General features: G+C 65.8%; 26 protein-coding genes, 1 pseudogene and 1 riboswitch. Of the genes and pseudogenes, 6 read left to right on the top strand and 21 right to left on the bottom strand.

What is annotated here, in order from left to right:
* Positions 1-2: 2 nt before the first annotated feature.
* The 14 genes and pseudogenes from panD to dacB all read right to left on the bottom strand — a co-directional run bounded on the left by panD (position 3) and on the right by dacB (position 14044).
* Positions 3-434 (bottom strand): aspartate 1-decarboxylase, encoded by a 432-nt coding sequence (panD, locus tag ACFI9K_RS07600; protein WP_027494364.1) that lies wholly within the window; start codon positions 432-434, stop codon positions 3-5.
* Between the two features lie 4 nt (positions 435-438).
* Positions 439-1347 (bottom strand): pantoate--beta-alanine ligase, encoded by a 909-nt coding sequence (gene panC, locus ACFI9K_RS07595; RefSeq protein WP_462662933.1) that lies wholly within the window; start codon positions 1345-1347, stop codon positions 439-441.
* Entirely contained in the window at positions 1344-2258 is a 915-nt protein-coding gene (locus ACFI9K_RS07590) for a Rossmann-like and DUF2520 domain-containing protein (protein WP_462662932.1), read from the bottom strand. Before ACFI9K_RS07590 ends, panC begins: the two co-directional genes overlap by 4 nt.
* A gap of 113 nt (positions 2259-2371) precedes the next feature.
* Complete coding sequence (locus ACFI9K_RS07585) at positions 2372-3784, bottom strand: DUF6779 domain-containing protein (RefSeq protein WP_462662931.1); 1413 nt, start codon at positions 3782-3784, stop codon at positions 2372-2374.
* 90 nt (positions 3785-3874) lie between these two features.
* The gene (locus ACFI9K_RS07580) at positions 3875-4348 is read right to left on the bottom strand and encodes a DUF3180 domain-containing protein (protein ID WP_462662930.1); all 474 of its coding nucleotides are present in this window, start codon (positions 4346-4348) and stop codon (positions 3875-3877) included.
* Positions 4342-4851 (bottom strand): 2-amino-4-hydroxy-6-hydroxymethyldihydropteridine diphosphokinase, encoded by a 510-nt coding sequence (folK, locus tag ACFI9K_RS07575; protein ID WP_462662929.1) that lies wholly within the window; start codon positions 4849-4851, stop codon positions 4342-4344. Before folK ends, ACFI9K_RS07580 begins: the two co-directional genes overlap by 7 nt.
* Positions 4848-5267: a dihydroneopterin aldolase gene (folB, locus tag ACFI9K_RS07570; RefSeq protein WP_462662928.1), complete on the bottom strand. Its 420-nt coding sequence runs from the start codon at positions 5265-5267 to the stop codon at positions 4848-4850. The genes folK and folB overlap by 4 nt, the downstream gene beginning before the upstream one ends.
* Positions 5264-6112, bottom strand: a complete 849-nt coding sequence (gene folP / locus ACFI9K_RS07565; RefSeq protein ID WP_462662927.1) for a dihydropteroate synthase — start codon at positions 6110-6112, stop codon at positions 5264-5266. Before folP ends, folB begins: the two co-directional genes overlap by 4 nt.
* A 19-nt stretch (positions 6113-6131) precedes the next feature.
* Positions 6132-6719 (bottom strand): GTP cyclohydrolase I FolE, encoded by a 588-nt coding sequence (gene folE, locus ACFI9K_RS07560; protein ID WP_222095220.1) that lies wholly within the window; start codon positions 6717-6719, stop codon positions 6132-6134.
* A gap of 648 nt (positions 6720-7367) precedes the next feature.
* Positions 7368-9791: pseudogene (gene ftsH / locus ACFI9K_RS07555) on the bottom strand (ATP-dependent zinc metalloprotease FtsH); the annotation flags it as partial.
* A gap of 251 nt (positions 9792-10042) precedes the next feature.
* Entirely contained in the window at positions 10043-10594 is a 552-nt protein-coding gene (gene hpt, locus ACFI9K_RS07550) for a hypoxanthine phosphoribosyltransferase (RefSeq protein ID WP_222095219.1), read from the bottom strand.
* A gap of 11 nt (positions 10595-10605) precedes the next feature.
* Complete coding sequence (gene tilS / locus ACFI9K_RS07545; protein ID WP_462662926.1) at positions 10606-11562, bottom strand: tRNA lysidine(34) synthetase TilS; 957 nt, start codon at positions 11560-11562, stop codon at positions 10606-10608.
* Positions 11562-12644 carry a zinc-dependent metalloprotease gene (locus ACFI9K_RS07540; RefSeq protein WP_462662925.1) on the bottom strand — a complete coding sequence of 361 codons (1083 nt, stop codon included), beginning with the start codon at positions 12642-12644 and terminating at the stop codon, positions 11562-11564. Before ACFI9K_RS07540 ends, tilS begins: the two co-directional genes overlap by 1 nt.
* Complete coding sequence (dacB, locus tag ACFI9K_RS07535; RefSeq protein WP_462662924.1) at positions 12641-14044, bottom strand: D-alanyl-D-alanine carboxypeptidase/D-alanyl-D-alanine endopeptidase; 1404 nt, start codon at positions 14042-14044, stop codon at positions 12641-12643. The genes ACFI9K_RS07540 and dacB overlap by 4 nt, the downstream gene beginning before the upstream one ends.
* A gap of 144 nt (positions 14045-14188) precedes the next feature.
* On the opposite strand from dacB, the gene ACFI9K_RS07530 reads away from it, so the two are divergent.
* Both ACFI9K_RS07530 and ACFI9K_RS07525 read left to right on the top strand, forming a co-directional pair.
* A complete protein-coding gene (locus ACFI9K_RS07530; RefSeq protein WP_027494378.1) occupies positions 14189-14680 on the top strand; it encodes an inorganic diphosphatase in 492 nt (163 codons plus the stop codon).
* Positions 14681-14743: 63 nt separating this feature from the next.
* The gene (locus tag ACFI9K_RS07525; RefSeq protein ID WP_462662923.1) at positions 14744-15202 is read left to right on the top strand and encodes a PAS domain-containing protein; all 459 of its coding nucleotides are present in this window, start codon (positions 14744-14746) and stop codon (positions 15200-15202) included.
* 40 nt (positions 15203-15242) lie between these two features.
* Here the strand turns inward: ACFI9K_RS07525 and ACFI9K_RS07520 are convergent, their stop codons facing one another.
* From ACFI9K_RS07520 to ACFI9K_RS07510, 3 genes are all read right to left on the bottom strand, one after another.
* A complete protein-coding gene (locus ACFI9K_RS07520) occupies positions 15243-16319 on the bottom strand; it encodes a GGDEF domain-containing protein (protein ID WP_462662922.1) in 1077 nt (358 codons plus the stop codon).
* A 63-nt stretch (positions 16320-16382) separates the two neighbouring features.
* The gene (locus ACFI9K_RS07515; RefSeq protein ID WP_462662921.1) at positions 16383-16844 is read right to left on the bottom strand and encodes a MarR family winged helix-turn-helix transcriptional regulator; all 462 of its coding nucleotides are present in this window, start codon (positions 16842-16844) and stop codon (positions 16383-16385) included.
* Between the two features lies 1 nt (position 16845).
* Positions 16846-17673 carry a crotonase/enoyl-CoA hydratase family protein gene (locus tag ACFI9K_RS07510; RefSeq protein WP_462662920.1) on the bottom strand — a complete coding sequence of 276 codons (828 nt, stop codon included), beginning with the start codon at positions 17671-17673 and terminating at the stop codon, positions 16846-16848.
* Between the two features lie 119 nt (positions 17674-17792).
* On the opposite strand from ACFI9K_RS07510, the gene ACFI9K_RS07505 reads away from it, so the two are divergent.
* Positions 17793-18290 carry a 2-oxo-4-hydroxy-4-carboxy-5-ureidoimidazoline decarboxylase gene (locus ACFI9K_RS07505; RefSeq protein WP_462662919.1) on the top strand — a complete coding sequence of 166 codons (498 nt, stop codon included), beginning with the start codon at positions 17793-17795 and terminating at the stop codon, positions 18288-18290.
* A 69-nt stretch (positions 18291-18359) separates the two neighbouring features.
* Here the strand turns inward: ACFI9K_RS07505 and ACFI9K_RS07500 are convergent, their stop codons facing one another.
* Both ACFI9K_RS07500 and ACFI9K_RS07495 read right to left on the bottom strand, forming a co-directional pair.
* Positions 18360-18584 carry a DUF6480 family protein gene (locus tag ACFI9K_RS07500; protein ID WP_222095160.1) on the bottom strand — a complete coding sequence of 75 codons (225 nt, stop codon included), beginning with the start codon at positions 18582-18584 and terminating at the stop codon, positions 18360-18362.
* A 29-nt stretch (positions 18585-18613) separates the two neighbouring features.
* Positions 18614-19258, bottom strand: coding sequence for a TetR/AcrR family transcriptional regulator (locus ACFI9K_RS07495; RefSeq protein WP_462662918.1), 645 nt, complete (start codon positions 19256-19258; stop codon positions 18614-18616).
* Positions 19259-19310: 52 nt separating this feature from the next.
* On the opposite strand from ACFI9K_RS07495, the gene ACFI9K_RS07490 reads away from it, so the two are divergent.
* The 3 genes from ACFI9K_RS07490 to ACFI9K_RS07480 are packed head-to-tail and all read left to right on the top strand — an operon-like array spanning position 19311 to position 21786.
* Entirely contained in the window at positions 19311-20315 is a 1005-nt protein-coding gene (locus ACFI9K_RS07490; RefSeq protein WP_462662917.1) for a hypothetical protein, read from the top strand.
* Between the two features lie 4 nt (positions 20316-20319).
* A complete protein-coding gene (gene alc / locus ACFI9K_RS07485; protein ID WP_462662916.1) occupies positions 20320-21285 on the top strand; it encodes an allantoicase in 966 nt (321 codons plus the stop codon).
* Between the two features lie 27 nt (positions 21286-21312).
* Positions 21313-21786: a YbaK/EbsC family protein gene (locus ACFI9K_RS07480; RefSeq protein ID WP_462662915.1), complete on the top strand. Its 474-nt coding sequence runs from the start codon at positions 21313-21315 to the stop codon at positions 21784-21786.
* A gap of 24 nt (positions 21787-21810) precedes the next feature.
* Here the strand turns inward: ACFI9K_RS07480 and ACFI9K_RS07475 are convergent, their stop codons facing one another.
* Together ACFI9K_RS07475 and ACFI9K_RS07470 are read right to left on the bottom strand one after the other, a co-directional pair.
* Positions 21811-22314, bottom strand: coding sequence for a hypothetical protein (locus tag ACFI9K_RS07475; protein WP_462662914.1), 504 nt, complete (start codon positions 22312-22314; stop codon positions 21811-21813).
* A gap of 154 nt (positions 22315-22468) precedes the next feature.
* Positions 22469-23824, bottom strand: coding sequence for an aminotransferase class V-fold PLP-dependent enzyme (locus ACFI9K_RS07470; RefSeq protein ID WP_462662913.1), 1356 nt, complete (start codon positions 23822-23824; stop codon positions 22469-22471).
* Positions 23825-23878: 54 nt separating this feature from the next.
* Positions 23879-23994: riboswitch (SAM riboswitch) on the bottom strand.
* Positions 23995-24162: the final 168 nt, after the last annotated feature.

The raw sequence follows: 24162 nt of genomic DNA, 5'->3' as shown, positions 1-24162 counted from the left end.
ACTCAGACCAACACGGAATCGGCCCGCAGATCGCGCGGTGTGATCAGACCCGAACCTGCGGGCGCATGAGCCGGGTCGCTGCCGAGCTCGACCGGCCGGTTCTTGTCGTCGACGAACACCACCCGTGGCGCGTAGTCGGCAACTTCCTGCTCGTTCATGACCCCGTAGGCAATCAGGATGACCAGATCGCCCGGGTTCACCAAGTGCGCTGCAGCTCCGTTGATTCCGATGACGCCGCTACCGCGTTCACCGGTGATCACATAGGTCTCGAGCCTGGCACCGTTGTCGATGTCGACAATGGTGACCTGCTCGCCTTCGAGCAGATCGGCCGCCTCCATCAACTCCTGGTCGACGGTCACCGAGCCCACGTAGTGCAGATCTGCATGCGTGACAGTGGCGCGATGGATCTTGGACTTCATCATGGTGCGAAACATGCTGCTACTCTCCGTTTTTCGGATCGTCCGGATACTCCAAGAAGCCGGTGCCGACGGCGACACCCACGTTGTCTATCAATCTCGTGGTGCCGACCTTCGCAGCCACGAGTAGCCTGCCGTCCCCACGTTCGGGAGCAGGCCCGAGGTGCGGGTCCCGCACTTCGAGGTAGTCGACCTGCACCAGCGGCGCCTCGGCCAGAACTGCACGCGCAGTGGCGAGGATGGCGTCGACGCCCCCGGCAGCGGCGTGCGCCCCGGCCACGAGCGCGGCCGACAGTGCCATCGCAGCGTCACGCTGCTCGGTGTCGAGGTACCTGTTGCGCGAGGACAGCGCCAAGCCGTCCTGTTCACGGACTGTCGGCACCCCGATGACGGCGACATCGAAGTTGAGGTCGCGCACCATCTGACGGATCAGCGTCAACTGCTGATAGTCCTTCTCGCCGAAGTACGCACGATGCGGCGCAGCGATCTGCAGCAGCTTGGCCACAACGGTGAGCATCCCAGCGAAATGTGTTGGCCTACTTGCACCTTCGAGCTCACTTCCGAGCGGCCCGGGATGAACCGTGGTGCGCGGACCGGAGGGGTACATGTCCGACGCGGACGGCGCAAAGACCAGTTCCACGCCCTCGCCGCGGAGCAATTCGACATCGGCGTCGAGGGTCCGGGGATAGGCGTCGAGATCCTCCCCCACGCCGAACTGCAGCGGATTGACGAAGATCGACACGATCACCACCGCACCGGTGAGCTTGGCCTGACGCACCAACTGCAGGTGACCGGCGTGCAGCGCGCCCATGGTCGGCACCAGCGCAACCTGCTTCCCGACGCCGCGCAGGGCCTTGGAGACCGACGTGATGACCGTGGGATCGTGGTGAACCGTCAACTGTCCCTTGGTGTAGCTACCCGCGAGGGTCATCGCTTCCCTTCCAGAATCTCGATCAGATCGGCTGCCGCACCGATACGTTGGGCGGACCGCAGCGACAGGGCACGGTAACCGGCGGCGATGCGTGGATCGACGGCCTCGAGCACGTCGAGGTGCTTACCGACAGCTGCGGTGTCTCCTCGCGCAACCGGGCCGGTGAGCGCCGACTGCCCGTTGCGCAGCGCATTGTCCAGTGCTGCTTCGAGCAGCGGTGCCAGGACACGCTCGGGCACACCACGTTCGGCGTCGGACCCGGGAAAGCCCGGACCGGCCAATGCAACTCGAAGCGCCTCGACTGCGTCGACCACGAGGGTGACGAGATGATTGCTGCCGTGCGCGAGGGCCGCGTGGTAGAGCGCTCGGTTGTTCTCGGCCACGTGCACCGGCTCGCCGCCGATCTCTAGCACCAGGGCCTGCGCCACGGCGTAACCGATCTCGTCACTTGCGGTGATCCCGAAGCACGCGGCCGTCATCCGGTCGGTGTCCTCGGCTCTGCCGCTGAAGGTCATGGCCGGATGGATCGCGAGAGGCACAGCACCGAGGGCGGCCAGCGGTTCGAGCACGGAAACACCGTTGGCACCGGAGGTGTGCGCTACCAGCTTCCCTGGTGCCACGGCTCCGGTGGAGGCCAAGCCCGCGACGATCGACGCCAGCTCGCTGTCCGGTACGGCAAGAATCAGCAGCTCCGCGCGGCGAGCGACCTCGTCCACCGGCAGAACCTGAGACTCGGGCAAGCGGTCGCGCACGCGCGCCAGCGAGGCATCCGACACTGCGGCGGCACCGACGACAACGTGGCCGACGCGTTCGAGCGCCTCACCGAATGCCGTACCCACTCGCCCGGCCGAGACGACTCCTACCGTCAAGCGAGCCGGAGACAGACCACCAGTGAACCCTGATGAGGTCACCGAAAACTTCCTCTCGTTCGTTCCAGTCCCGCGCGGCGGGTACCAGACGTCCTAGTGGGAACAATAGCGATCGCTGCCCGTGCGGGCCATGGAAGGTCGGTGTGATCTGGTTCTCAGTCCGAACGGCGACGACGCCGACGCGTGCCTACGTCGGTGGTCGAGGTGTCGGCGGAGTCGCCACCCGCGAGCCCGGCCATGATCTCGGCGACGGATCGTCCGTTCGAGTGTGCGCCGGTGGCATCGTCCTCGGACTCTGCGCGCCGTCGACCGCGCCGAGGCGCACTCGACGTATCGGCGGCGGGAGTCTCGACATCCCGATCGACCGAGAAGAACGCATCTGCCGAGTCCCGTAACGCGCTACGCGAGGACGGATACGGGTCCGCGTCCCCGGACGGGTCCGATCCGTATGCAGGTTCGGACACGTAGGCCGCTGCAGGCTCGGCTCGTTCGGGCTCGGCCTCACCGGTCTCGGCGGGGGTCGAGTACGCCTCGTCCTGGTAAGTATTCGCGTCGTACGTCCCGGTTTCGTTCGTCCCGGTCTCGGAGTTCTCCGCCTCGTAGTTTTCCGCTTCGATGTTCTCGGCCTCGAAGTTCTCGGCCGGGGACTGGTCGTAGGCCGGTGCTTCCGGCTCTGCTACCGGCGGGCGGGTTTGCTCGAAGTTGTACGACGTGAACGGCGAGCTGGGCGGATTGACTCGCGCTGCCGGCCTCGGCGTGCTGTACGAACGCGGCCGCGCTGTGGGTCGATCGACGGCATCGACCTCGTCCACCGTTGTCGCCGACGCATCGTAGCTCGGATCGTCTGTGTCCGACGTGTCCTGTGTGTAAGCACCCTGGTCTGTGTAGGCACCCTGGTCGCCGGCAGCCGGCGAGGCGACGGTGGCCTGCGGCATCTCCTGCGGATCCTCGGGGTACACCACCGATGTCTCAGCGGTGACGGGCTCGTCGTAAGGAGTGCCGACGCCGTTGAAACCGGTGGCCGGGGCGTTCCCGTTGCCACCGCCGGGCACGTACAGTCCGGACGGCGCAGGCTGGTAGCTGTCGTAACGCCTACCACCGAGTTCTTGCATTCTCATGGAGTCCGCCCGCAGTGCGACGCGTTCGGCAGGCAAATTGCCCTCGAACAGCATCTGCAGGTTCTGGCGGAGCGCGGCCAGTTCGTTCCGCAATGCTGCGACTTCGTCGATGTCCATTTGCGATTCGCTGCGCACCCGGGCTTCGACGCTCATCTCGTATTCGCGTCGCGCCGAGATTTCCCGGGCCAACTGCAATTCGTAGACCGTTTGCAGATCTTTGGCCTTGGTTTGATCGGCAGCCGATTCCCGGCGATACTTCGTCATCGCGAAGGCACCGATGACGGCCGCCCACAGCGCCGAGAGAACACCGACTCTCATCCACTGCACGCTCTCGGTGAACAGCAGGAACACACTGGCGACGATGCCGAGCACGACGAGCGCCGCAAGAAACAGCTGGCTCGCACTACGCCTGTTTCGGCGCCCCTTCTTTGCGCGAGTCTGATCTGTCATGTTCACCAGGGTAACCGGCAACCAGCACGCGAACAGTCATCCTCGGCCTATCACTTACACAACCCAGGTAACAATCAAATGTTTCGTGCGTTATCGGAAACGCTCGTCGTCCTGATCTTTCGGGGTACGGCAGCACTGTTCGAGCCACACCGCGGCAGCAACGACGGCCACCCCTGCAATCAGCGCCACGATGGCACCGACCCGATCGGACGACGCTGCCCGCACCGTCGTGGCACGCGGCATCACGTACACCAGAAATCCGACGCTCACCCCGGCGACAGCGGTCCCCACCAGCATCGATGCCTTCGCCAGCACCAGCGACCGGTACACCGTCAACGGACTCAGGTCATGCAGACCGGTGCCCACTCGGCGCTCCGCGATGCGATTGCGAACGATCACCGCGGTCACCACTTCCACCACCGCCACCAGATACAACGACGCCCCGGCATAGACCGGAATGGGCGGCAACGAACCGTAGAAAACCCGGACCAGCAGCCAGGTGCCGACCGAGGCGAGCAGGAAAAGACCCAAGACATCCCCGAGCTTCGTGGGATTGGTCACCACACGCCATCACCGAGGCCTTCTTGCTTCTCCACTCCTGCACGCTCCTCGTCGCTCAATCGCGCGAGCAATTCGGTCACCGGCACATCGTCGTTGCCCACGCGCAGGGCGGCGTCGGGCTCGACGTCCAACCACGGAATCAGCACGAACGCCCGTTCGTGCGCACGAGGATGGGGAAGAATCAGCCGAGAATCCTCGCTGATCACGTCGTCGCACACGATCACGTCCACGTCGAGGCTGCGCGGACCCCATCGCTGCACTCGAACACGATCGGCCGCTTCCTCGAGTTCCTGCCCCAGCCGCAACCAATCCCACGGGCCGTACGTGTCGTCCTCGGCCACCAGCACCGCGTTGAGAAAATCCTGCTGCTCGACGCCACCCCACGGAGCAGACCGATACACGGCCGAGCGGGCCACCAGTCGAGGCCCCAATGCCGTTGTCACAGAACGTAAGTGGCCCAGCGAGTCACCGATGTTGCTGCCGATCGACAGTACCGCGCGGGTCACGTTCGCTCCCGGTACGCCACCACGGCCACGTCGTCGAATGTGAGCGGGATGGGAGCCGACGGCTTGTGCAGGACGACCTCCACTGCGTCGACGCGCGAATCGTAGTTCAACACCACCTCCGCGATCTCGGCCGAAACGCTTTCGATCAGGTCCCTCGAGGGACCGGAGATCACGGCGGCGGCGCGTTCGGCCAATTCCCCGTAGTGCAGCGTCCGGGTCAGATCATCGGTCTCGGCGGCCGGACGCAGATCCATCCAGACCGTGATGTCGACGACGAAGTCCTGACCGTCACGCTTCTCGAAGTCGAACACTCCATGATTGCCGCGCACCGTCAGACCACGTAGTTCGATGCGGTCGCCCCGACGCGTTCCGAGACCCTCGCGGCCACTGATCTGCCGGCCACTGCTTTCGCTCATGTCCGATCACCCTGCCATGCCTTGACGACGGCGACGGCGTCGAGTGACGCCTGAACGTCGTGCACCCGCACACCCCAGGCGCCGCCTGCAACGGCGAGAGCCGATACGACAGCAGTGGCGATCTCTCGTCCGTCCGGTGGCCGCGGGGAGCCGTCGGCATCGGCCAGAAGCGAGCCGAGGAAGCGTTTACGCGAAGCACCGACGAGTACCGGGAAACCGGTCGCCACCAGCTCGGGCAGGCCGCGAAGCAGTTGCCAGTTGTGCTGGGCGTTCTTGGCGAAGCCCAGGCCCGGGTCCAGCACCAACGCCGATTCGTCCACCCCTGCGGTCACTGCGAGATCGACCTGTTCGAGCAGTTCACTGCGTACGTCGGCAACCACGTCGTCGTACCGGTCGGCCGGACCGGTGTGCAGAAACCCGGAACCGGCGGCCCGCCAGTGCATCAGGATCCACGGCAACCCGCCGTCGGCGACCACCCCGGCCATGGCCGAATCGGCTCGGCCGCCCGATACGTCGTTCACGATCGACACACCTGCCTCGATAGCAGCCGCTGCCACCGAGGCACGCATCGTATCGACGCTGGTCACCACACCTTCGGCGGCCAGTGCGGAGATCACCGGAACCACCCGCTGGGCCTCCACGGCCGGATCGATCCGATCGGCCCCGGGGCGCGTCGATTCACCACCGACGTCGACGACGTCGACTCCTCGGCGATGCATCGCCATCCCGTGCTCGACGGCGGCATCGACATCGAGGTACCGACCGCCGTCGGAGAAAGAATCGGCAGTGACGTTGAGAACGCCCATGACGACGGGAGCCGACGGGATATTCCTCACCACACTCATCGGGTATCGACCGGCCGCGTCATTTCCGCAGAATGAGATCCAGCGCTTCCGAACGCGATGCTGCGCTGGACTGCAGCAGACCGCGCACGGCCGAGGTGGTGGTGCTCGCTCCCGGCTTGCGAATTCCGCGCATTGCCATGCACAGGTGCTCGGCCTCGACGACGACGATCGCCCCGCGAGGGTCGAGCTTGCGCATCAAGGCGTCGGCGATCTGGCTGGTCAGACGTTCCTGGACCTGGGGGCGCTTGGCGTACATGTCCACCACGCGCGCCAGTTTCGACAGACCCGTGACCTTGCCGCTCTTGCCGGGGATGTATCCGACGTGCGCAACACCGTGAAACGACACCAGGTGGTGCTCGCACGTGGAGTACATGGGGATGTCCCGGACGAGGACGAGTTCCTGATGTCCCTCGTCGAACGTCGTGTTCAGTGCCGTGTCCGGGTCGGTGTAGAGGCCGGCGAAGATTTCACGGTAGGAGCGCGCGACGCGAGCCGGGGTGTCGAGCAGGCCGGGACGATCAGGATCCTCGCCGACGGCGATCAACAGTTCACGCACGGCCGCCTCGGCACGAGGCTGGTCGAAGACCGCGCCGGTGGCATAGGCCACCGTATGCTCGACTGCTCGCTGCTCGGTTGCCGGGACTTCTGCAGAGTCGCTGGTCGACTCGTCGGTCCGATTGACTGACACGTGAATGTACCTCCGTTTGGGCTCCACGAATGTGCACGCTGGGCTGTCTGGCAACGGCCCGAACACGGACAGTTACCTCGACCCACAGCACGGTTCGAAAGAAGTGCCGGGCCGACCGTCGTGGTCGACCCGGCAAGCCTAATGACAAACCTAGCGGTACGACCCGCCCGGCCCTTCCCAGCGCTGCGTACGCGGACCTTCGTCCCCGTCGTCCTCGGCTCGCTCGTCACGTCGCAACTCCTCGGACGGAGTGCCACCGGAACGGTCGTCGCCGGGAAGCGGGTAGTTCTGCGACGGGCCGGGCACCTCCCACGACGGTGCCGACGGCTCGTCGTGGGCGGACCTGTCCGGGCTGTCGCCGTACGGGGGCGCGTGCCGAGACGTACGACCTGCGTCGCGTGCATCCGGCCGGAACGGGTCCGGCTGATACTGCGGCGGTTGGTACGCCTGTTGCTGGTCGGTCGGCGGCCGATACGTGGGCGGCTGCTGATACGTCGGCTGCTGCCGGTGGCTCGGCTGCTGCCCCGATGGTGCCTGGTTCTGCGGCGGCTCGTACCGACTCTGGTCCGGACGATTGCCCTCCGGCTGCTCGCGGCTCGGCTGATCGTGGGCCGGTGGAGCGGTCGGGCCCTGGTAGCGCGGGACCGACGGCTGATCACGCGGTGGCCAGCCCGGCGCAGACCATCCTGCCGGGGCACCGTAGTCGGGTCGCGAACCCGCATTGGGTGCCGGCCGGGGTTCCGGTCGGCGGTAGCCCTCGGGGTAGCTGCCTCCGTTGGCGGCACCGTTGTTCGGGCCACCTCCGTTGTAGCTGCCCCCGTCGTAGCCACCACCGTTGTAGCTGCCGCCGTTCACGGCACCGCCGTTCACGGGGCCGCCGTTGTTCGGGGTTCCGTTGTTCGGAATTCCGTTCGTGGGAGCGCCGTTGGTGGGGCTGCCGTTGTGCCCGTTGTTTCCGTTCGGGTAGCCACCCTTGCTCAGCTGCGGCGAACCCGAATAGCTGGGCTGCGGAAACTGTTGCGGTGGAAGCTGTTTCGGAGCCGGCGGCACCGGAGGCCACGGCTCGCCGCGCTCGGCGGCGAGCTCGCGCGGTGTCTTCACCGGCGGCTTGTCCGAGGGCTTGCGGTCACCGAAGTCGTTGAACAGGGTGATGCGTGGCCGCTTGGTCACGCTGTGGAAGATCTTCTCGAGGTCCTTGCGGGTGAGCGTCTCGCGCTCGAGGAGCTCGGAGGCAAGGGTGTCGAGCAGGTCGCGGTACTCGTTGAGGATGGCCCACGCTTCGGTGTGTGCAGCCTCGATGAGCTTGCGCACCTCCTCGTCGATCTCACGAGCAACCTCGTGCGAGAAATCGGACTGCTGGCCCATCGAACGACCGAGGAACGGATCGCCCTGTTCCTGCCCGTACCGGACAGCCCCGAGCTTGCTGCTCATGCCGTACTCGGTGACCATTGCGCGGGCGATCTTGGTGGCCTGATCGATGTCCGACGACGCTCCGGTGGTCGGCTCGTGGAAGACGAGTTCCTCGGCTGCGCGCCCGCCCATGGCCATGACGAGCCGAGCGATCATCTCCGATCGCGTCATCAGCCCCTTGTCGTCCTCGGGCACGGTCATCGCGTGGCCGCCGGTGCGGCCGCGAGCGAGAATGGTGACTTTGTAGACGGGTTCGATATCGGGCATCGCCCAGGCGGCGAGAGTGTGTCCGCCCTCGTGGTACGCGGTGATCTTGCGTTCGTGCTCGCTGATGATGCGGCTCTTGCGGCGCGGACCACCGACGACGCGGTCGACGGATTCCTCGAGCGACGCCTCGGTGATGACGGTGCCGTTCTCGCGAGCGGTGAGCAGTGCCGCTTCGTTGATGACGTTCGCCAAATCGGCACCCGACATTCCGACGGTTCGCTTCGCGAGACCCTCGAGGTCGGCGTCCTGAGCCACGGGCTTGCCTGCCGAGTGCACCTTCAGGATTGCTCGACGGCCGGCCAGGTCGGGTGCGCCGACCGGAATCTGACGGTCGAAACGGCCCGGACGCAGCAGCGCTGGGTCGAGGATATCGGGGCGGTTGGTTGCCGCGATGAGGATGACGCCGGTGCGTTCACCGAAGCCGTCCATCTCGACGAGGAGCTGGTTGAGCGTCTGCTCACGCTCGTCGTGTCCGCCGCCCATTCCGGCACCGCGCTGGCGACCCACGGCGTCGATCTCGTCGACGAAGATGATGCAGGGGCTGTTCTGCTTGGCCTGCTCGAACAGGTCACGCACACGTGAGGCACCGACACCGACGAACATCTCGACGAAGTCCGAGCCCGAGATGGTGAAGAACGGGACGCCCGCCTCGCCGGCGACGGCACGCGCGAGGAGCGTCTTGCCGGTTCCGGGAGGGCCATATAGCAGGACGCCGCGCGGGATCTTCGCGCCCAGGGCCTGGTAACGCGCGGGGTTCTGCAGGAAGTCCTTGATTTCGTACAGCTCTTCGACGGCCTCGTCCGCGCCCGCCACGTCCGCGAACGTGGTCTTGGGCATGTCCTTGGTCAGCTGCTTGGCCTTGGATTTGCCGAAGCCCATGACTCCGCCGCGGCCGCCGCCCTGCATACGACTCATCACGAAGATGATCACGCCGAGGATGAGCACCATCGGAAGAATCAGCAGCAGGAAGGAGCTGAACCAGCTTTCCTGGGTGACGGTGGTGTTGTAGCTGTCGAGGCCTTGGGAATCGACCTTGTCGAAAATCTGCTCGGAAGCCGAGTCCGGGTACTTCGCGATGATCTTCGTCTCGTTGTCGGTGCCGTCGGCAGCCTGCTTCAGGGTCAACCGAACCTGTTGCTCACGGTCGTCGATCTGCGCGGACTCGACATTGCGGTCGTCGAGTTGGGCGATCGCCACCGAGGTGTCGACCGTCTTCCAGTCCCGCGTGTCGTTACCGAAGTAACTGAAGGCATAGATCACCAACAGAATGCCGAAAACGATGGCAAGATTCCGTATTACTGTCTTCCGATTCATACAGCTTCAGCCGAGTCGGCCGTGTCCTTTCAGTCCGCTCCCGCGCGCTGGCTGCTCCCTGCCCGCCGGATACTCCAGGCTAGCGCGAGACTCGGACATCTGACTCGCTCATACCTGGCGCTCCGCGTCCACGCACCTGTTTGCGTCGACGCTTCTTCCCCTCCAACGACCGCACTCCCCCGGCAGTTCCCCACCTGTGGGCACCTTATCCGGATCCGTTCACGCGGACGGGGTGAACCCGAGGATCGAGCTCAGCTGTAGACCTTGGGATCCAGCAGACCGATGTACGGCAGATCCCGGTAACGCTCGTTGTAATCGAGGCCGTAGCCGACGACGAACTCGTTGGGGATGTCGAAGCCCACGTTCGCGACCTCGACGTCGACCTTGATCGCGTCGGGCTTGCGCAGCAGCGTCACCACCGACAACGAGGCGGGCGATCGGGTCGCGAGGTTGCGCTTGAGCCAGCTCAGCGTCAGACCGGAGTCGATGATGTCCTCGACGATCAGCACGTGGCGTCCGGTGATGTCCCGGTCCAGGTCCTTGAGAATCCGGACGACGCCGGAAGACGATGTCGACGAGCCGTAGGAGCTGACCGCCATGAACTCGAGCTGCGCCGGGATGGGCAGGGCCCGGGCGAAGTCGGTCATGAACATGATCGCGCCCTTGAGGACGCCGACCAGGAGCAGGTCGCCTTCCGGTGAGCCCTCGGGATACCGCAGGGCGATTTCTTCTGCGAGTTCCGCAGTGCGCGCTTTGATCTGTTCCTCGGAAATGAGAACCGATTCGATGTCGCCCTCGTACACGGGGTTTCCCTTCATTCGTTCTCCAGGCCGACGCTCAGCCTGCCACGTCGACGCGAGCACACCAACCTGGCGTCGGGCGTTCCTCCTGGCAGCGCAACCCCGCCCTGGCCGGTCCACCGTCCGACGAGGGCGTCGACGGCCCGCAGCTGTCGATCGGTCGAGGACGTCACTCCCCGTCGGAGCAACCACTGCCGCAGCACGCGGCGGCGCACGGCCGGGGCGAGCGACTCGAGCGCCGCGACCTCGAGGTCCGGCCCGTCGGTGTCCGCGACCGATTCGGCCAGCGCGTCGAGCACATCGACGTCCTCACGCAACTGCTCGGCCGTCCGGGCCAACGCAAGGGCGACGCCACCGCCCAGCACATCCTCGAGCAACGGGAGCACCTCGTGCCGCAGCCGTACCCGGGTGAAGTCGGTATCGGTGTTGTGCGGATCCTCGAACGGCTCGAGCCCCAGCTCGGCGCAGGCAGCCCTGGTCACTGCGCGCCTGACTCCGAGCAACGGCCGGCCCCACGGCGGCGAGAACGCCGTCATACCGGCGATCGACCGCGGCCCCGATCCACGTCCGAGACCGAGCAGTACCGTCTCGGCCTGATCGTCGAGGGTGTGCGCCACCAGCACCGACGCGTCGCCGCGCGCGAGATTCAACGCCTCGTACCTGGCCCTGCGGGCCGCGGCTTCCATGCCACCCGAGCCGGCAACGTGTACCGGCAGAACACGCGCGTCGGACGCCCCCAACTCGCGGGCCCGGGCAGCCGCCGTGGCCGCGACCTCGTCCGAACCCTCCTGAAGACCGTGGTCGACGATCAACGCACGCACGTGCGGAGCCTCGGCAACGGCCGCGGCCGTCAAGGCGAGCGAATCGGCACCACCGGAGAGCGCGACGGCCACCGGACCCGGATACGCCGACAGCCAGGCCCGCACCGCGTGCCGAACCTCCAGCAGCGCGGGGCCCTCAGGCAAAAGCATCAGCCCAGAACTCGCGCGATCCACGCGTCCGGGTTCTCGATCTCCGACAGCAGGGGCAACGTGTCTGGGCCCATCCACACGGTGTTGAAGCGCTCCATACCCACCGCGGCGACGACGTGATCGACGAATGCCTTGCCGCGCACGTACTGCGCCATTTTCGCGTCCATGCCCAGCAATGCCCGGACGACGCGTTGGAGCGGACTGACCTTGCGTCGTCGCCGCTGATCGAACGCACCGCGAATCTGCGTCACGGTCGGCACGACGGCCGGCCCGACGGCGTCCATCACATGGTCGGCGTGTCCTTCGAGCAGAGTGCCGAGCACCAGAAGTCGATCGATGGCGTCGCGCTGCGGCTGGGGTTGCGTGGCGCGCAGCAGACCGACGATGCCTGCATCCTCGGACTTGGTGATTCCGTTGGGGTTCTTGCGGGCTTTCAACGCGCCGGTCAGCCGATTGGCGACGTCCGAGAGCGGCTCGTCGGTGCCGCCGGAGAGCACTCCGACGTTCTCGCGCATGTATCCGCCGAGCCACGGCGCAGAGGAGAACTGCACTCGGTGAGTCACTTCGTGCAGGCACACCCACAGTCGAAAGTCGCTCGGCGAGACGCGCAATGCCCGTTCGACGGCGATCACGTTCGGGGCGACGAGCAGCAGCGTTCCGTTCTCTCCGGTGAACGGGTCGTACTGCCCCAGAATGGCACTGGACAGAAACGCCAGCATCGCGCCGGCCTGCAGGCCTGCGGGCTTCCCACCGAGCAGCCCCGTCGGCGGCGTGTCGTCGTCGTCGCCGGTGAGGTGCTTCATGGACGACGCGGCCGCGGCGATCCAGCCTGCTCGATCGACCACCTGGGCGTCGGGCACCGGCAGACCGTCGGCCAGACCGGTGGTGTCACGAACCGGCCCCTCGGCCCGAATCGATGCTGCCGCAAGCTCTTCCACTGCCGCGTCGGCGGTGTAGCGCGAGGTGGCCGGGCCCGGGCGGGCCAGCTTGGCTCCGGCCTTGGCCGCTACCGACCAATCGACCGCGCCGGCGAATCCGGACGTGTTCTCGTTCTCGTCGGCGTGCACTGCTGCTGACTTCATTGGCAACCACACAATCTCAAGGTCGATGCCACGGCATCGAGGGCGGGTCGACTGACCTCGGGTGGCCGGTCGTTCGACATCAGCGCGAAGGTCAGCACACGGCCGTCGACGTCGACGACGTATCCCGCGAGAGCGCTTGCATTGGAGAGGGTTCCGGTCTTGGCCCGCACCCATCCCGCTCCGGTTCGATTTCCCGAGGCGTACCGATCCGACAGTGTTCCGGTGGCACCGGCGACGGGCAGGTAGTCGAGCATCGGACGCAACGTCGGCTGCTGCGTTCCGGCGGCCGAGGTGAGCACCTGATCGAGGAGTCTGGCCGGGATCTTGCCGTCCACCGACAGCCCACTGGCATCCTGGAGCGCCAATCCGGCCATATCGAAGCCTGCCGCGTAGAGGGTCTGCCCGATGGACGCCACCGCTCCGGAAAAGCTTGCCGCTGTGTTGGTTTCGATCGAGATTTCCCGTCCGACCGCCTCGGCGAGAACGTTGTCGGAGCGATAGATCATCTGCTGCAAGCGGTTTCGCAGCGGCGCGGACTGCACCGACGCCAGCTGATCGGCGCCCTCGGCGGCCGTTCCCGTCGTCACCGCGGCCGGATCGACACCGAGTTCGGCTGCGAGCGCGCGGCCCGCATCCAACGCCGGTGTGGTGCTGCGGGGCGATTCGTCGACGAGCGGATCGGACCTTCCGCCGTCGAGCATGATCGGCTCGATCGGGGTGATCGAACCGGCCGCGATGTCCGCCGGGAACCAACCCTGGGCCATGGTGTCGCCGGAGTAGATCGAGGTGTCGACGCTGATGCTGCGTACCGTCGTTCCGCTGCGGCGGATCTGCTCCACGAGATCGTCGATGCGTGCCGCCCCGGGATAGAAGCCGACGGTGCCGACGGGCAGGGCGGTGAGCGTGGGATCCCCGCCCGCGATCAGCACGATGTTTCCGTCTCCGCTGCCCTGGACGATGCGAGTGGTGACGCGGTGATCGGCGGGCAGAGCAAGCATCGCCGCGGCCGCGGTGAGCACCTTGGTCGTCGATGCCGGAGTCATCGGGGCATCGGGGTTCCTGGACCACAGAACCTGCCCGGTCTGCGCGTCGGCGACGGTTCCGGTGAAGGAGCCCAGCGCCGACTCGTCGATCGCCGCGTTCAATGCACCTGCCAGACCCGACGAACTGGGCGTCGGTGCGGACTCGGGAAACGCGGTGATCTGCGGGTTCGGCATGACCGTGTCGGGTGGCGGAGAGATCGCGGTCTCGGCACCGTCGGACACCGTCGGGAGCACGAGCGCGGCCGTCGTCACGGCGAGGATCACGACGAACACCGCGCACAGCGTCAGGATCAGCCGCTTCTTCCTGCGCCGACGGCCCGCCGTGGGACCGAGGAATCGCCGTGTCAGCCCCGCCACCGTTCCTCCGTCATTGCCGTGGTCGTACCCGTGATCATCGAGTCAACAGTATCCTCGGGTCCGGTAGCCTTGCGCCGCCACCACAGAGACATTCGCAAACCGGTCGAGCCCGTCGGGCTCGAACCAAGACAGTGAGGACTGCACGTGTCGTTCGACGTCACCATCGAGATCCCCAAGGGGCAGCGCAACAAGTACGAGGTCGACCACGTCACCGGACGTGTACGCCTCGACCGCTACCTCTACACCGCGATGGCGTACCCAGCCGACTACGGCTTCATCGAGAACACGCTCGGCGAGGACGGCGATCCGCTGGACGCACTGGTACTGCTGCCCGAGTCGGTCTACCCGGGAGTCATCGTCGAGGCGCGGCCCGTCGCGATGTTCAAGATGGTCGACGAGGCCGGCGGCGACGACAAGGTGCTGTGCGTACCGGCAGGCGACACCCGCTGGGATCACATCCAGGATCTATCCGACGTGTCGACGTTCGAGCTCGACGCGATCAAGCATTTCTTCGTCCATTACAAGGATCTCGAACCCAACAAGCACGTCACCGGGGCAGACTGGGTGGGGCGCGCAGAAGCCGAGGCCGAAATCGCTGCATCATTCAAGCGCTTGACGGACAATCCGGGTCACTGATCGTTTCGGCACCACACACCTCGTTTCGGCCGTGCGCCGACGAAACCGAGTTTGGGGATACCTATGACCGACAGCAGTTCCAGCGACAACGCCGGTGATCGTCGCAACCTCGAGTCGCGGCCGATCTCGGACCCGACGCAGTTTCCCGACCTGCCGGTGACGGTCGTCCTCGACCGGATTCCGGTGCCGATCCTCGCTGTCGATCCCAGCGGAGCAATCGTGTTCGCCAACGAGGCCTTCGACGATCTGTTCGGTCTCGACCGCACCGAACGGGTGAACTTCCACCTGCACGACATCTTCCCCGACCGGGCACCGGAGGGAGTCAACGTCGCCGACATGTTCCTGACAACGGTGGCGACCAGGGCCGATTCGCTGTGGCGGATGACCGACAAGACCGGTGACGTCGTGCAGGTGCGCGCGAGCAAGTCGATCCTGCGGCGCACCGAGGACACCATCGTTCTCGTCGCGCTCGAGGATTTCACCGATCAGCTGTGGAACGACCCCAAGAGCGCTCTGCGCTGATCGGTATCCCCCGGAACACGTGACGGTGTGTGCCGGCGAATCAATCGCCGGCATACACCGTCGTTCTGTTTCCACCAGCGTGTTTGGACTCGTACATGGCCGTGTCGGCGTCGAGCAGCACGTTGCGCACCAACTCTGCGGCACCGTCCGACGCTGCCGCCGCCCGCCAGCGAGCCGCATCGAGTGAGGCGACACCGACACTGACCGTGACCGGCACGTCGTCGTTCGGATCGTGCACTGCCTCGCGGGTGTCGTCTGCGAGTCGGTCGGCCGAGTGTTCACACACCGGCACGGCGATCGTGAACTCCTCGCCCCCGGTGCGCGCCACGCACGGCCGTTCGCCGGTCGCGGTGACGAGGCGACGGGCCGTTCGACGAAGGACCCGATCGCCCACCGCGTGTCCGTAAGTGTCGTTGACCCGCTTGAACTGATCGAGATCGATCACCATCAACGCCACTGTTTGGTCCTCGGCCAATCGGCCCATCATGCGGTCGAGACGCAGTTCGAGGCCCCGCCTGTTGAGCAGACCGGTCAGCGAATCCGTGTTGGCGAGGTCCAGCTGGCGCTGGATGACGGCTCTGAACGCCAGCACCGAATTGACCACCAGCACGGTCACCAGTGCTCGCGCGATGATCGACGCCGGATCGTCGGGCTGTTCCATGATGGCCAGGACAGCGAGCAGAAGGATCACGGCGTTGACGAAGGCCGTGTGGAACTTCAGCACGGTGCGCCGCGAGAAGTAGGCGATGTAGGTGCCGATCACCGAGAACAGAGCTGCGCCGTACAAGGCCAGATGCCGGTCGTCGAAAGTCAACAACATCACGGACACGCCCACGTCGGCGTAGATGACGAACCATCCGGGCATGTGCGACGCGTCGACCGAGCGTAGCCACCACCACGCCCCCACCGGGAGCGTCGAGAGCAGCACCGCCGTGCACGCTGCCACGGCCACCGGGCCGACCGGTCCGTCGGCGGACAGCATCACGGTCACACCGATCAGGCCGAACAACGGAACGAGAATCGCGATACCTCTGGCGACGCGACGTTCGAGCCGCACCGCCGCCGATCCCGGCTTCGAGCCGGAGGACTGCGGAGGTCTGTCGTGATCGGTTGGCACCACATCTCCTCCGTCCGTCCGTTCGGTTCGAGTGATCGAAACGTGTCTCAGGTCTCTCGGGAATCAGACGTTACCCGTGCGCTGATCGGGCAGGTCCGGCCTGACGGATTCGTAATCGGTCAAGAATCTGTCCAACAGTCCCACCAGCGCCGACCGATCGTCCCGCTCCCATTTTTCGATGACTCGTCCGAGTGCCTCGGTCCGGCGTTGTTGAATGGCCGCGGCCACTTCCTTACCCGACTGCGTCACTGCGAGGACGAAGGCCCGGCCGTCCCGTTCGTCGGGCAACCTCTCGACGTGTCCTCGTTCGACGAGCTGAGCCACCTGCCTGCTCACCGTCGACGGATCCGAATTCACCATCGCGGCAAGCTCGCTGGATCTCATCGGTCCGTCCCGCAGGAGCCGGAACAGGCATACGTACGCGGCACCGTCGACGCCCCCCGACGAGATCTGCGCGATGTTGCGCTCGCGTAGGCGTTGCAACCGAACCAGCTGAGTGCCCAACTCCTCGGCGAACTCCACCATGTCAGCGACCGGTGAACTGAGCCGGCCGCTTCTCGAACACGGAGGTGACCGCTTCGGTGAGATCGTGCGAGGCGAGGAAAGCAGCATTCCAGGCCGCGACGTACCGCAGCGAGTCGTCGACGATGGAGGACCGGGAATGGTCCAGCACGGTCTTGATGCCCTGCACCACCAGTGGCGGGTTCGCGGCGATGGCCGCCGCGCACTCACGGGCGGCGGCGAGCGTTGCATCGTGGTCCTCGAACACGTCGTTGACGAGGCCGATCTTCTCGGCGCGGGCCGCGTCGATGTCCTTACCGGTCAACGCGAGTTCACGCAGGTGCCCGTCGCCGATGATGGCGGGCAGCCGGGCCAGAGATCCCATGTCGGCAACGATCGCGACCCGCACCTCGCGGACGCTGAACTTCGCGTCGGCGCTGGCGTACCGCACGTCCGCGGCGGTGATGAGGTCGACGCCACCACCGATGCACCAGCCCTGGATCGCTGCGACGACGGGCTTGCGGCAATCTGCGACGGCGTTGATCGCCTTCTGCATCGTCTTGATGGTGTCGTGGAAGGTCGTCCGCGGACCTGCCAGCGCCTGATCTGCCATGAGCGGGCCGAAGGTGCCTGCCATGGCCGCCAGGTCCAGGCCGTAGGTGAAGTTCTTGCCGGAGCCGGCGAGTACCACTGCCCGCACCTCGGGATCGGCGTCGAGCTGCGCGAACAGCTCGGTGCTCTCGCTCCAGAAGTCGGGGCCCATGGCATTGCCCTTGTTCGGCCCGAGGAGTGTCACTTGCGCGATGTGGTCGGCGATCTCCACGGAGAAGGCTTTCCAGGTACGTTCCGTCATGCGTGCGAGCCTAGCGGGATCGCCGCAGATTGCCGCACCGCATGTTACGGCGAGTAACGTCTGCGCTAAGTCCCTGCTCAGCTCTGGTACATACGGCGTCGGCAGCCCAGTATCGACACATGCTGATGCACCAGGGACTGGGCCTCGAGACGTTCAACGACCTGCCGCGTCGCAAAGCGGTGCACGCACTGTACGAGTGCTGCTGCTCGGTGGCATGGGCATCCCGGGTGGCCGACGGCCGCAGCTACCGCTCGAGGGCCCACCTGTTCTCGGCCTCCGACGCAGAACTGGCGGAGTTGTCGAACGCAGATATCGATTCGTTGGCCGCGACGCTGCCGGAGCCCGGCAAAGTGTGCACGGCCATGGACTCGAACACCCGCGGAGCGCTGGTCAGCGCCGCTCACGTCTACCACGAGCGCTTCGGGTACCCGTACGTGGCGAGTGTGATGTTCGCACCGGAGGGCTTCGAGCCACGTGAGATCTTGGTGGATCTGGGTCACCGTCTCGACAACGACGACCGAACCGAACGCAAAGTGATGCGCAACGAGCTGGCCGAGGTCAACCGCATTCGACTCGAACGTCTGCTGGGTCCCGAGGGTGGTTGGCCCCAGTACTGAGTTCCACCCAGTACTGAGTTCTCACCAGTACTGGGGTGACCCGTACAGCGGTTAGCAGTATCGAGAGGCTCAGCCGAAGAGGCCGACGACCCGACCGATCAATCCACCGGCGATCAGAATGGCCAACAGCGCCACGACGACGATGATGGCGATCGGCATCACCCGGCTACGCTGCGGCGGTTCGTGATTCGGTCCACCGACTGCTGTCTCGGCAGGAGGAGTATCGCCCGGCTTCACACCGCCGCCTGGCTCGAGGCCGGCAGTCTCATCGGGATCGGGATTCTGAGCAGTCATGTTTTTCGTTGTACCCGATCGCCCATCCCTCAATCGAAATGTGCCCTAGCTATCGCTCCGGCGAACAGTTCGGACACCGCGTCGGCGATGACCGATTCGTCGATGTCCTCCGGATCCACCGAATGTTCGACGGCCAATCCGGAGATCAATGCCGTCAGTGACGTCGCGAGGCGTCGGGCATCGAATTTCTCGCCGACGCCCCACTGGTCCGCGCGTTCTGCGATGAGTCGCTCGAGCTCGCGCCGCAGCGCACGGCGGTCGGTTCGGTAGCGCTCGGCGACGGCCGGATCGCGTCCGGCAAGGATTCCGAATTCGACGGTCAGCAGAGGCCAGCGCGGTTCGGCGACCACCCACGAGGCGATCTCGTTGCCGCCCGCTCCTGCTGCTGCACCCGAGTCCAGATCGGAGATGTGAGCCAGCACGCGGGCCGCGAGGTCGAGTGAGCGTTTGGCGAGCAACTCGGCGAACAGCGCTTGCTTGGACTCGAAGTTCGAGTAGACGGCCCCCTTCGTGAAGCCGGCGCGGTCGGCGATATCAGTGAGTTTGGCGGCCGCATAACCGCGTTCGGTGAACTCGTCGGCAGCGGCGGCGAGCAGTCGGTCTCGTACGTCGGCACGCTGCGGTCGTCGCTGCGACTGTGTCGACTCCCACTTTTCTTGCCCGTCTGCAATCACGATACCTAGAGTATTGAATACCTCGGGTATCGACAAGATTCAGGAGTCACCCATGCGCAAGATGTCCTTGCTTGCCGCCGCAGTCCTGGTGCTGCAGCTCGGCTTCATCCTCAGCTACGTCTCGGCGTTCCACGAGCCGACACCCCACGCGATCCCGATTGCGGTGGTGACCGAAGCCGGTCTCCCCGAGGGACTCGATCAGCAGACCGCCGATCGCCTCGACGCCATCGAGAGCACACCCCTCGACGCACGCACCGCAGCCGACACCGCCGAGGTCCGATCCTTGCTGCGCGACCGAGACATCCTCGGGGCGTATGTCGTCGGGGCGAACGGAACCGACACGCTCATCACCGCCGGCGCGGCAGGCAGCTCCGAGGCAACCGCCTTGCAGTCGATCTTCACCGAGGTCGATGCCGCCCAGGGCCGCCAGTTCGTGGTCCGCGACGAGATCCCGGTCGGGGTGCACGACAACCGGGGCCTGTCCGGGTTCTACCTCTCGGTCGGCTGGGTCGTCGGCGGCTATCTACTGGCCGCGGCGTTCGGACTGCTCATCGGAGCACCGTCCTCACGCCGCGAAACCTGCATCCATGTCGGTATTCTCGCGGTGTACTCACTTGCCTCCGGCGCACTCGGGGCGTTCCTCACCACCCACGTCCTGGAAACCTTTGCCGGACATTGGTTCCCGCTCACCCTGCTGGGAACCGGCGTGGTCTTCGCCACCGGACTGGTCACCATGGGTCTTCGCGCACTGATCGGCGTCGCGGCAGTGCCCGCCGCGATCGTCCTGTTCGTGATCCTCGGAAACCCCAGTGCAGGAGGCGCTTTCGGTTCCGATGTTCTGCCATCCCTGTACTCCTCGATCGGACGGTGGATCACCCCGGGCATCGGCACCGAGGGCGTGCGCAGCATCGTGTACTTCTCCGGACACGGGCTGGGTCAACCGGCACTCGCACTGGCGCTGTACATCCTGGTCGGTTCACTGCTGATGGGCGCGGCAACACTGCGCCGACGGTCCTCGCACGACACGGTCGTCGCACGCGAAACCAGTAAAGTGTGATCCCATGACCGCCACCTTCCCGCTGCCACTGCCCGATCTCGCCGTCCGCACTCTGGGAGGCGCAGTCGTGTGGGCGAACGACGAGACGTTCGCGGAGAAGGAGAACCTCGTCAGCCCGGGCAAAGCCGACTATTCGACGGCGACGTTCGGACACAAGGGGCAGATCTACGACGGATGGGAGACGCGTCGGCGACGCGAGGCCGGTTACGACGAAGCCATCGTGCGGCTCGGGGCACCCGGAGTCGTATCGGCGATCGTCGTCGATACCTCGTGGTTCACCGGTAACTACCCGCCGGAGATCTCGGTCGAAGCCGCCGAGGTCGAGGGTTTTCTCTCCCCGGACGAGCTACGCACGCAGGTCGAGTGGACCACCATCGTCGCTCGCAGTCCGGTGAACGGTGACAGCGAGAACAGGTTTCAGGTTTCCTCCGACGCCCGGTGGACGCACGTGAAACTGTCGATCTACCCCGACGGCGGAGTGGCTCGACTGCGGGTGCTGGGCCGCGGCAAGCCCGACCCGAGGTTCCTCGCGGCCGGGCCGGTGGATCTGGCCGCTCTCGAGAACGGTGCCTACGTCTCGGCGTGTTCCAACATGTTCTACAGCTCCCCCAACAACCTGCTCTTCCCCGGTCCGCCGCGGTCGATGGGTGAGGGATGGGAGACCTCGCGTCGACGCAACGACGCCAACGACTGGGTGCAGGTGCAGTTGGCGGGCACCGGACTCGTCCGCCTCGCCGAGCTCGACACCACGTGCTTCCTCGGCAACGCACCGGGTGCCGCGTCGTTGCGCGGGCGACTCGGCGACGGTGAGTGGATCGAACTGCTGCCGCGAACGGCGCTACAGCCCGATACCCGTCATCGCTTCGTCCTCGACCACGAGACTCCGGTCTCGGAGGTGCGGATGGACATCTTCCCCGACGGCGGCATGGCGCGATTGAGACTGTTCGGTGATCTCGACATATCTGCGTAAACGGTCGCGGGGCAATAAAGTCGGGGCATGTCCCGGCTACTTCATGCGAATGCAGCCCATGTTGCCGACACCCTGATTTCTCGTGGTCATCACGGGGTGGTGGTGACCAGTCCGGAGGGCACCCACACCGCCGCCGATGCTGCTGCGGCACTGGGCGTGAATGTGGGTGCGATCGTGAAGTCGATGGTGTTTCTGCTCGACGACGAGCCGGTGCTGTTGCTGGTGTCGGGAGCGCACAATGTTCATCTCGAGCACACGGGTGAGCGTCTCGGTGGCAGGTTGGCCCGGGCCGATCTCGACACAGCCAAGCATGCGACCGGGCAGCCGATCGGTGGTATCGCACCGGTCGGCCACCCCACGAACCTCGATACCTTCGTGGATCAGGATCTGGCCGGGTACGCCGAGTTGTGGGCCGCGGCGGGCCACATCGACACGATTTTTCGGTCGACGTACAGCGAGTTGTTGCGGATCACCGCGGGCCTGGCGATCGACGTCACCTGACCGACGTGCCGGTACCGCGAGGACTCAGGACGCGAGCGTCGGCACGATGTTCGATTCGCCGAGGACCTCGTCGACGATGTCGATATCGAAGCGGGTGCCGCGCGATCCCAGCAGCGGGAGTACCTCGGAGCCCAGGAACGTCGACTGCCGATCCACATCGCCGTGGACCTGCAACGTGACCCCGTCGGCCACGTCGGCCGCGGTGACGTCGGAAATCAGACTGGCCAACCCCGACGGAGTGCCGACGTAGCGGATGGACGACGGGCTGGTCGGCGCGTCGAGACCGGCGAACTCGCGACGAGCTGTGCGAGCGTCGGCCGCGATATGGATCTCGAGGTCGAGGAACACCGCGGTACCTTCGGCGGATTCGCCGCGTTCGACGGCTTCGGCGCGCAGCCTTGCGCGTTGTTGCTGCGCTTCCCGCAGGTCGGAAGCCTGAATTCGGACAACGTCCGCGTCCGGTGCCACGGTCAGTTCGGACCAGATCGAATCGAATTCGACGGCGATGCGGGTGTGATTGTGCGACATGAGTGGTGTCCTGGTTCTAGAAGTCGGAGAACGCATTCGGTCGGAGCGGAGCCGAAATCGAACACGACCCGGACGCCGTGCGGCACAGATCCACATATCTGTTGCACCAGTGACGGTTGCCCTGCCACACGACACTCATGGTCATGAAGCCATGCTAACCGTCCGAGGGGGTGCACGGGGATCCAACCCCGGCCGCGCGGGGCCCACCCACCCCGGCCGCCCCGTCGACCAGGCCCGGGAATGGCCGAGGATCCGGCACGGGATTCCACCAGCCGGCGTCCTCTTCGTAATGCCAGTTCGGGCCCGACGCGACCAGGGCGGCCAGGGCGTCGACGAGTCGGTCGACATCGGCGGCGGAGCTGCCGAGGCCGATGCTGGCTCGTACCGCGCCGTCCGCGTGCCCGAGCCGGCTCAGCAGCGGATGCGCACAGAATTTTCCGTCTCGAACGCCGATTCCGTGCTCGGCGGACAGGTACGCAGCCACCTCGCCGGGGTCGCGTCCGGCCACGGTGAAGGTGACGATGCCGACGGTGTCGGGTGCGTCGGCCCACACCTGAAGTAATTCGACGCCGTCCAGTGCCGCCAGGCCGGTCCGCAACCGGGACGACAATTCGTGTTCGTGAGCCTGCAGCTCGGCGTCGTCGAATCCCGCGATGGCTTCGCAGGCCGCGGCCAGAGCGGCGACTCCCAGCACGTTGGGGGTGCCTGCCTCGTGCCGCTGCGGGGCCGGGGCCCAGTCGGTGTGCTCGATGCTCACCCTGCGCACCGCTCCGCCGCCGGCCAGGTGCGGCGTGCCGACGTCGAGCCAATCACGTTTTCCCACAAGCACTCCCGCTCCGAACGGTGCGTACAACTTGTGTCCGGAGAAGGCGAGGTAGTCCACGTCGAGGGCGGCGATGTCGATACGGCGATGCGGAACCAACTGAGCACCGTCCACCACGATCCGCGCGCCGTGCCGATGCGCCAGCGCGGCGAGCTGCTCGATCGGGAGGACTTCACCGGTGACATTGGATGCACCCGTGATCGCCAGCAGTGCAGCGGGTTTCGCGGCCAGCTCGGCATCCAGGCGGTCGATGGTCTCGGCCAGTGTGGACGCGGCCACCACCACCCGGCGATCGCGCCACGGCAGCAGATTCGCATGGTGCTCGATATCGAGTACCACTGTCTCGCCCGGCACACACGCAGCCAGCAGGTTCAGCGAGTCGGTGGTGTTGCGGGTGAACACCACCACCGAATCCAGTTGCGCACCAACGAAATCGGCGACGGTCACCCGAGCTTTCTCGTAAGCTGCCGTCGAGACGCGGGATGCGTAGCCGGCCCCTCGATGCACACTCGAGTAGAACGGCAGCAATTCCGCTATTCGATCGGTCACCGCGGACAGTGCCGGCGCGCTCGCCGCGTAGTCGAAGTTCGCGTACGCGGCGGTGCCGCCCTGCACCAGGGGAACCTGCAGATCCGTGCCCGAAACAGGGGCAAAAGGAGTGCAGGGACGGGAGAGTACAGATGTCATGACAGATCAAGCCCTCACGTTCGAGGGACCCGCAACCGAAGATTGTGTTGAACGAGTCCGCGCTTGCCGCACCGGATTTCCGGCTGCAGCCTGGTCGTCACCCGGAGCACCCCGCCGCGAAGGAGGGTTGCCGACCAGCAAGCCGGGGCTCGATGCTGGTACTCGTGACCGTGGAAAAGACAATGACAAACTCGCTGCAGTTTTGTCAAGCCGGGACTCGGCCACGAGCCGCAGTAGGATTTCCGCGGTGGGAACACGCGCTCGTTCACCTGCTGGCCAACAGAACGTGAGATAACCAACGACGCTGCTGCTCACCAGCACCACAGAGTCACTTGCCA

It is taken from the genome of Rhodococcus sp. PSi06 (assembly GCF_054960675.1).
Note: the sequence above shows the minus strand (reverse complement) of the source record. Positions and strands in the feature narration are given on the sequence as shown.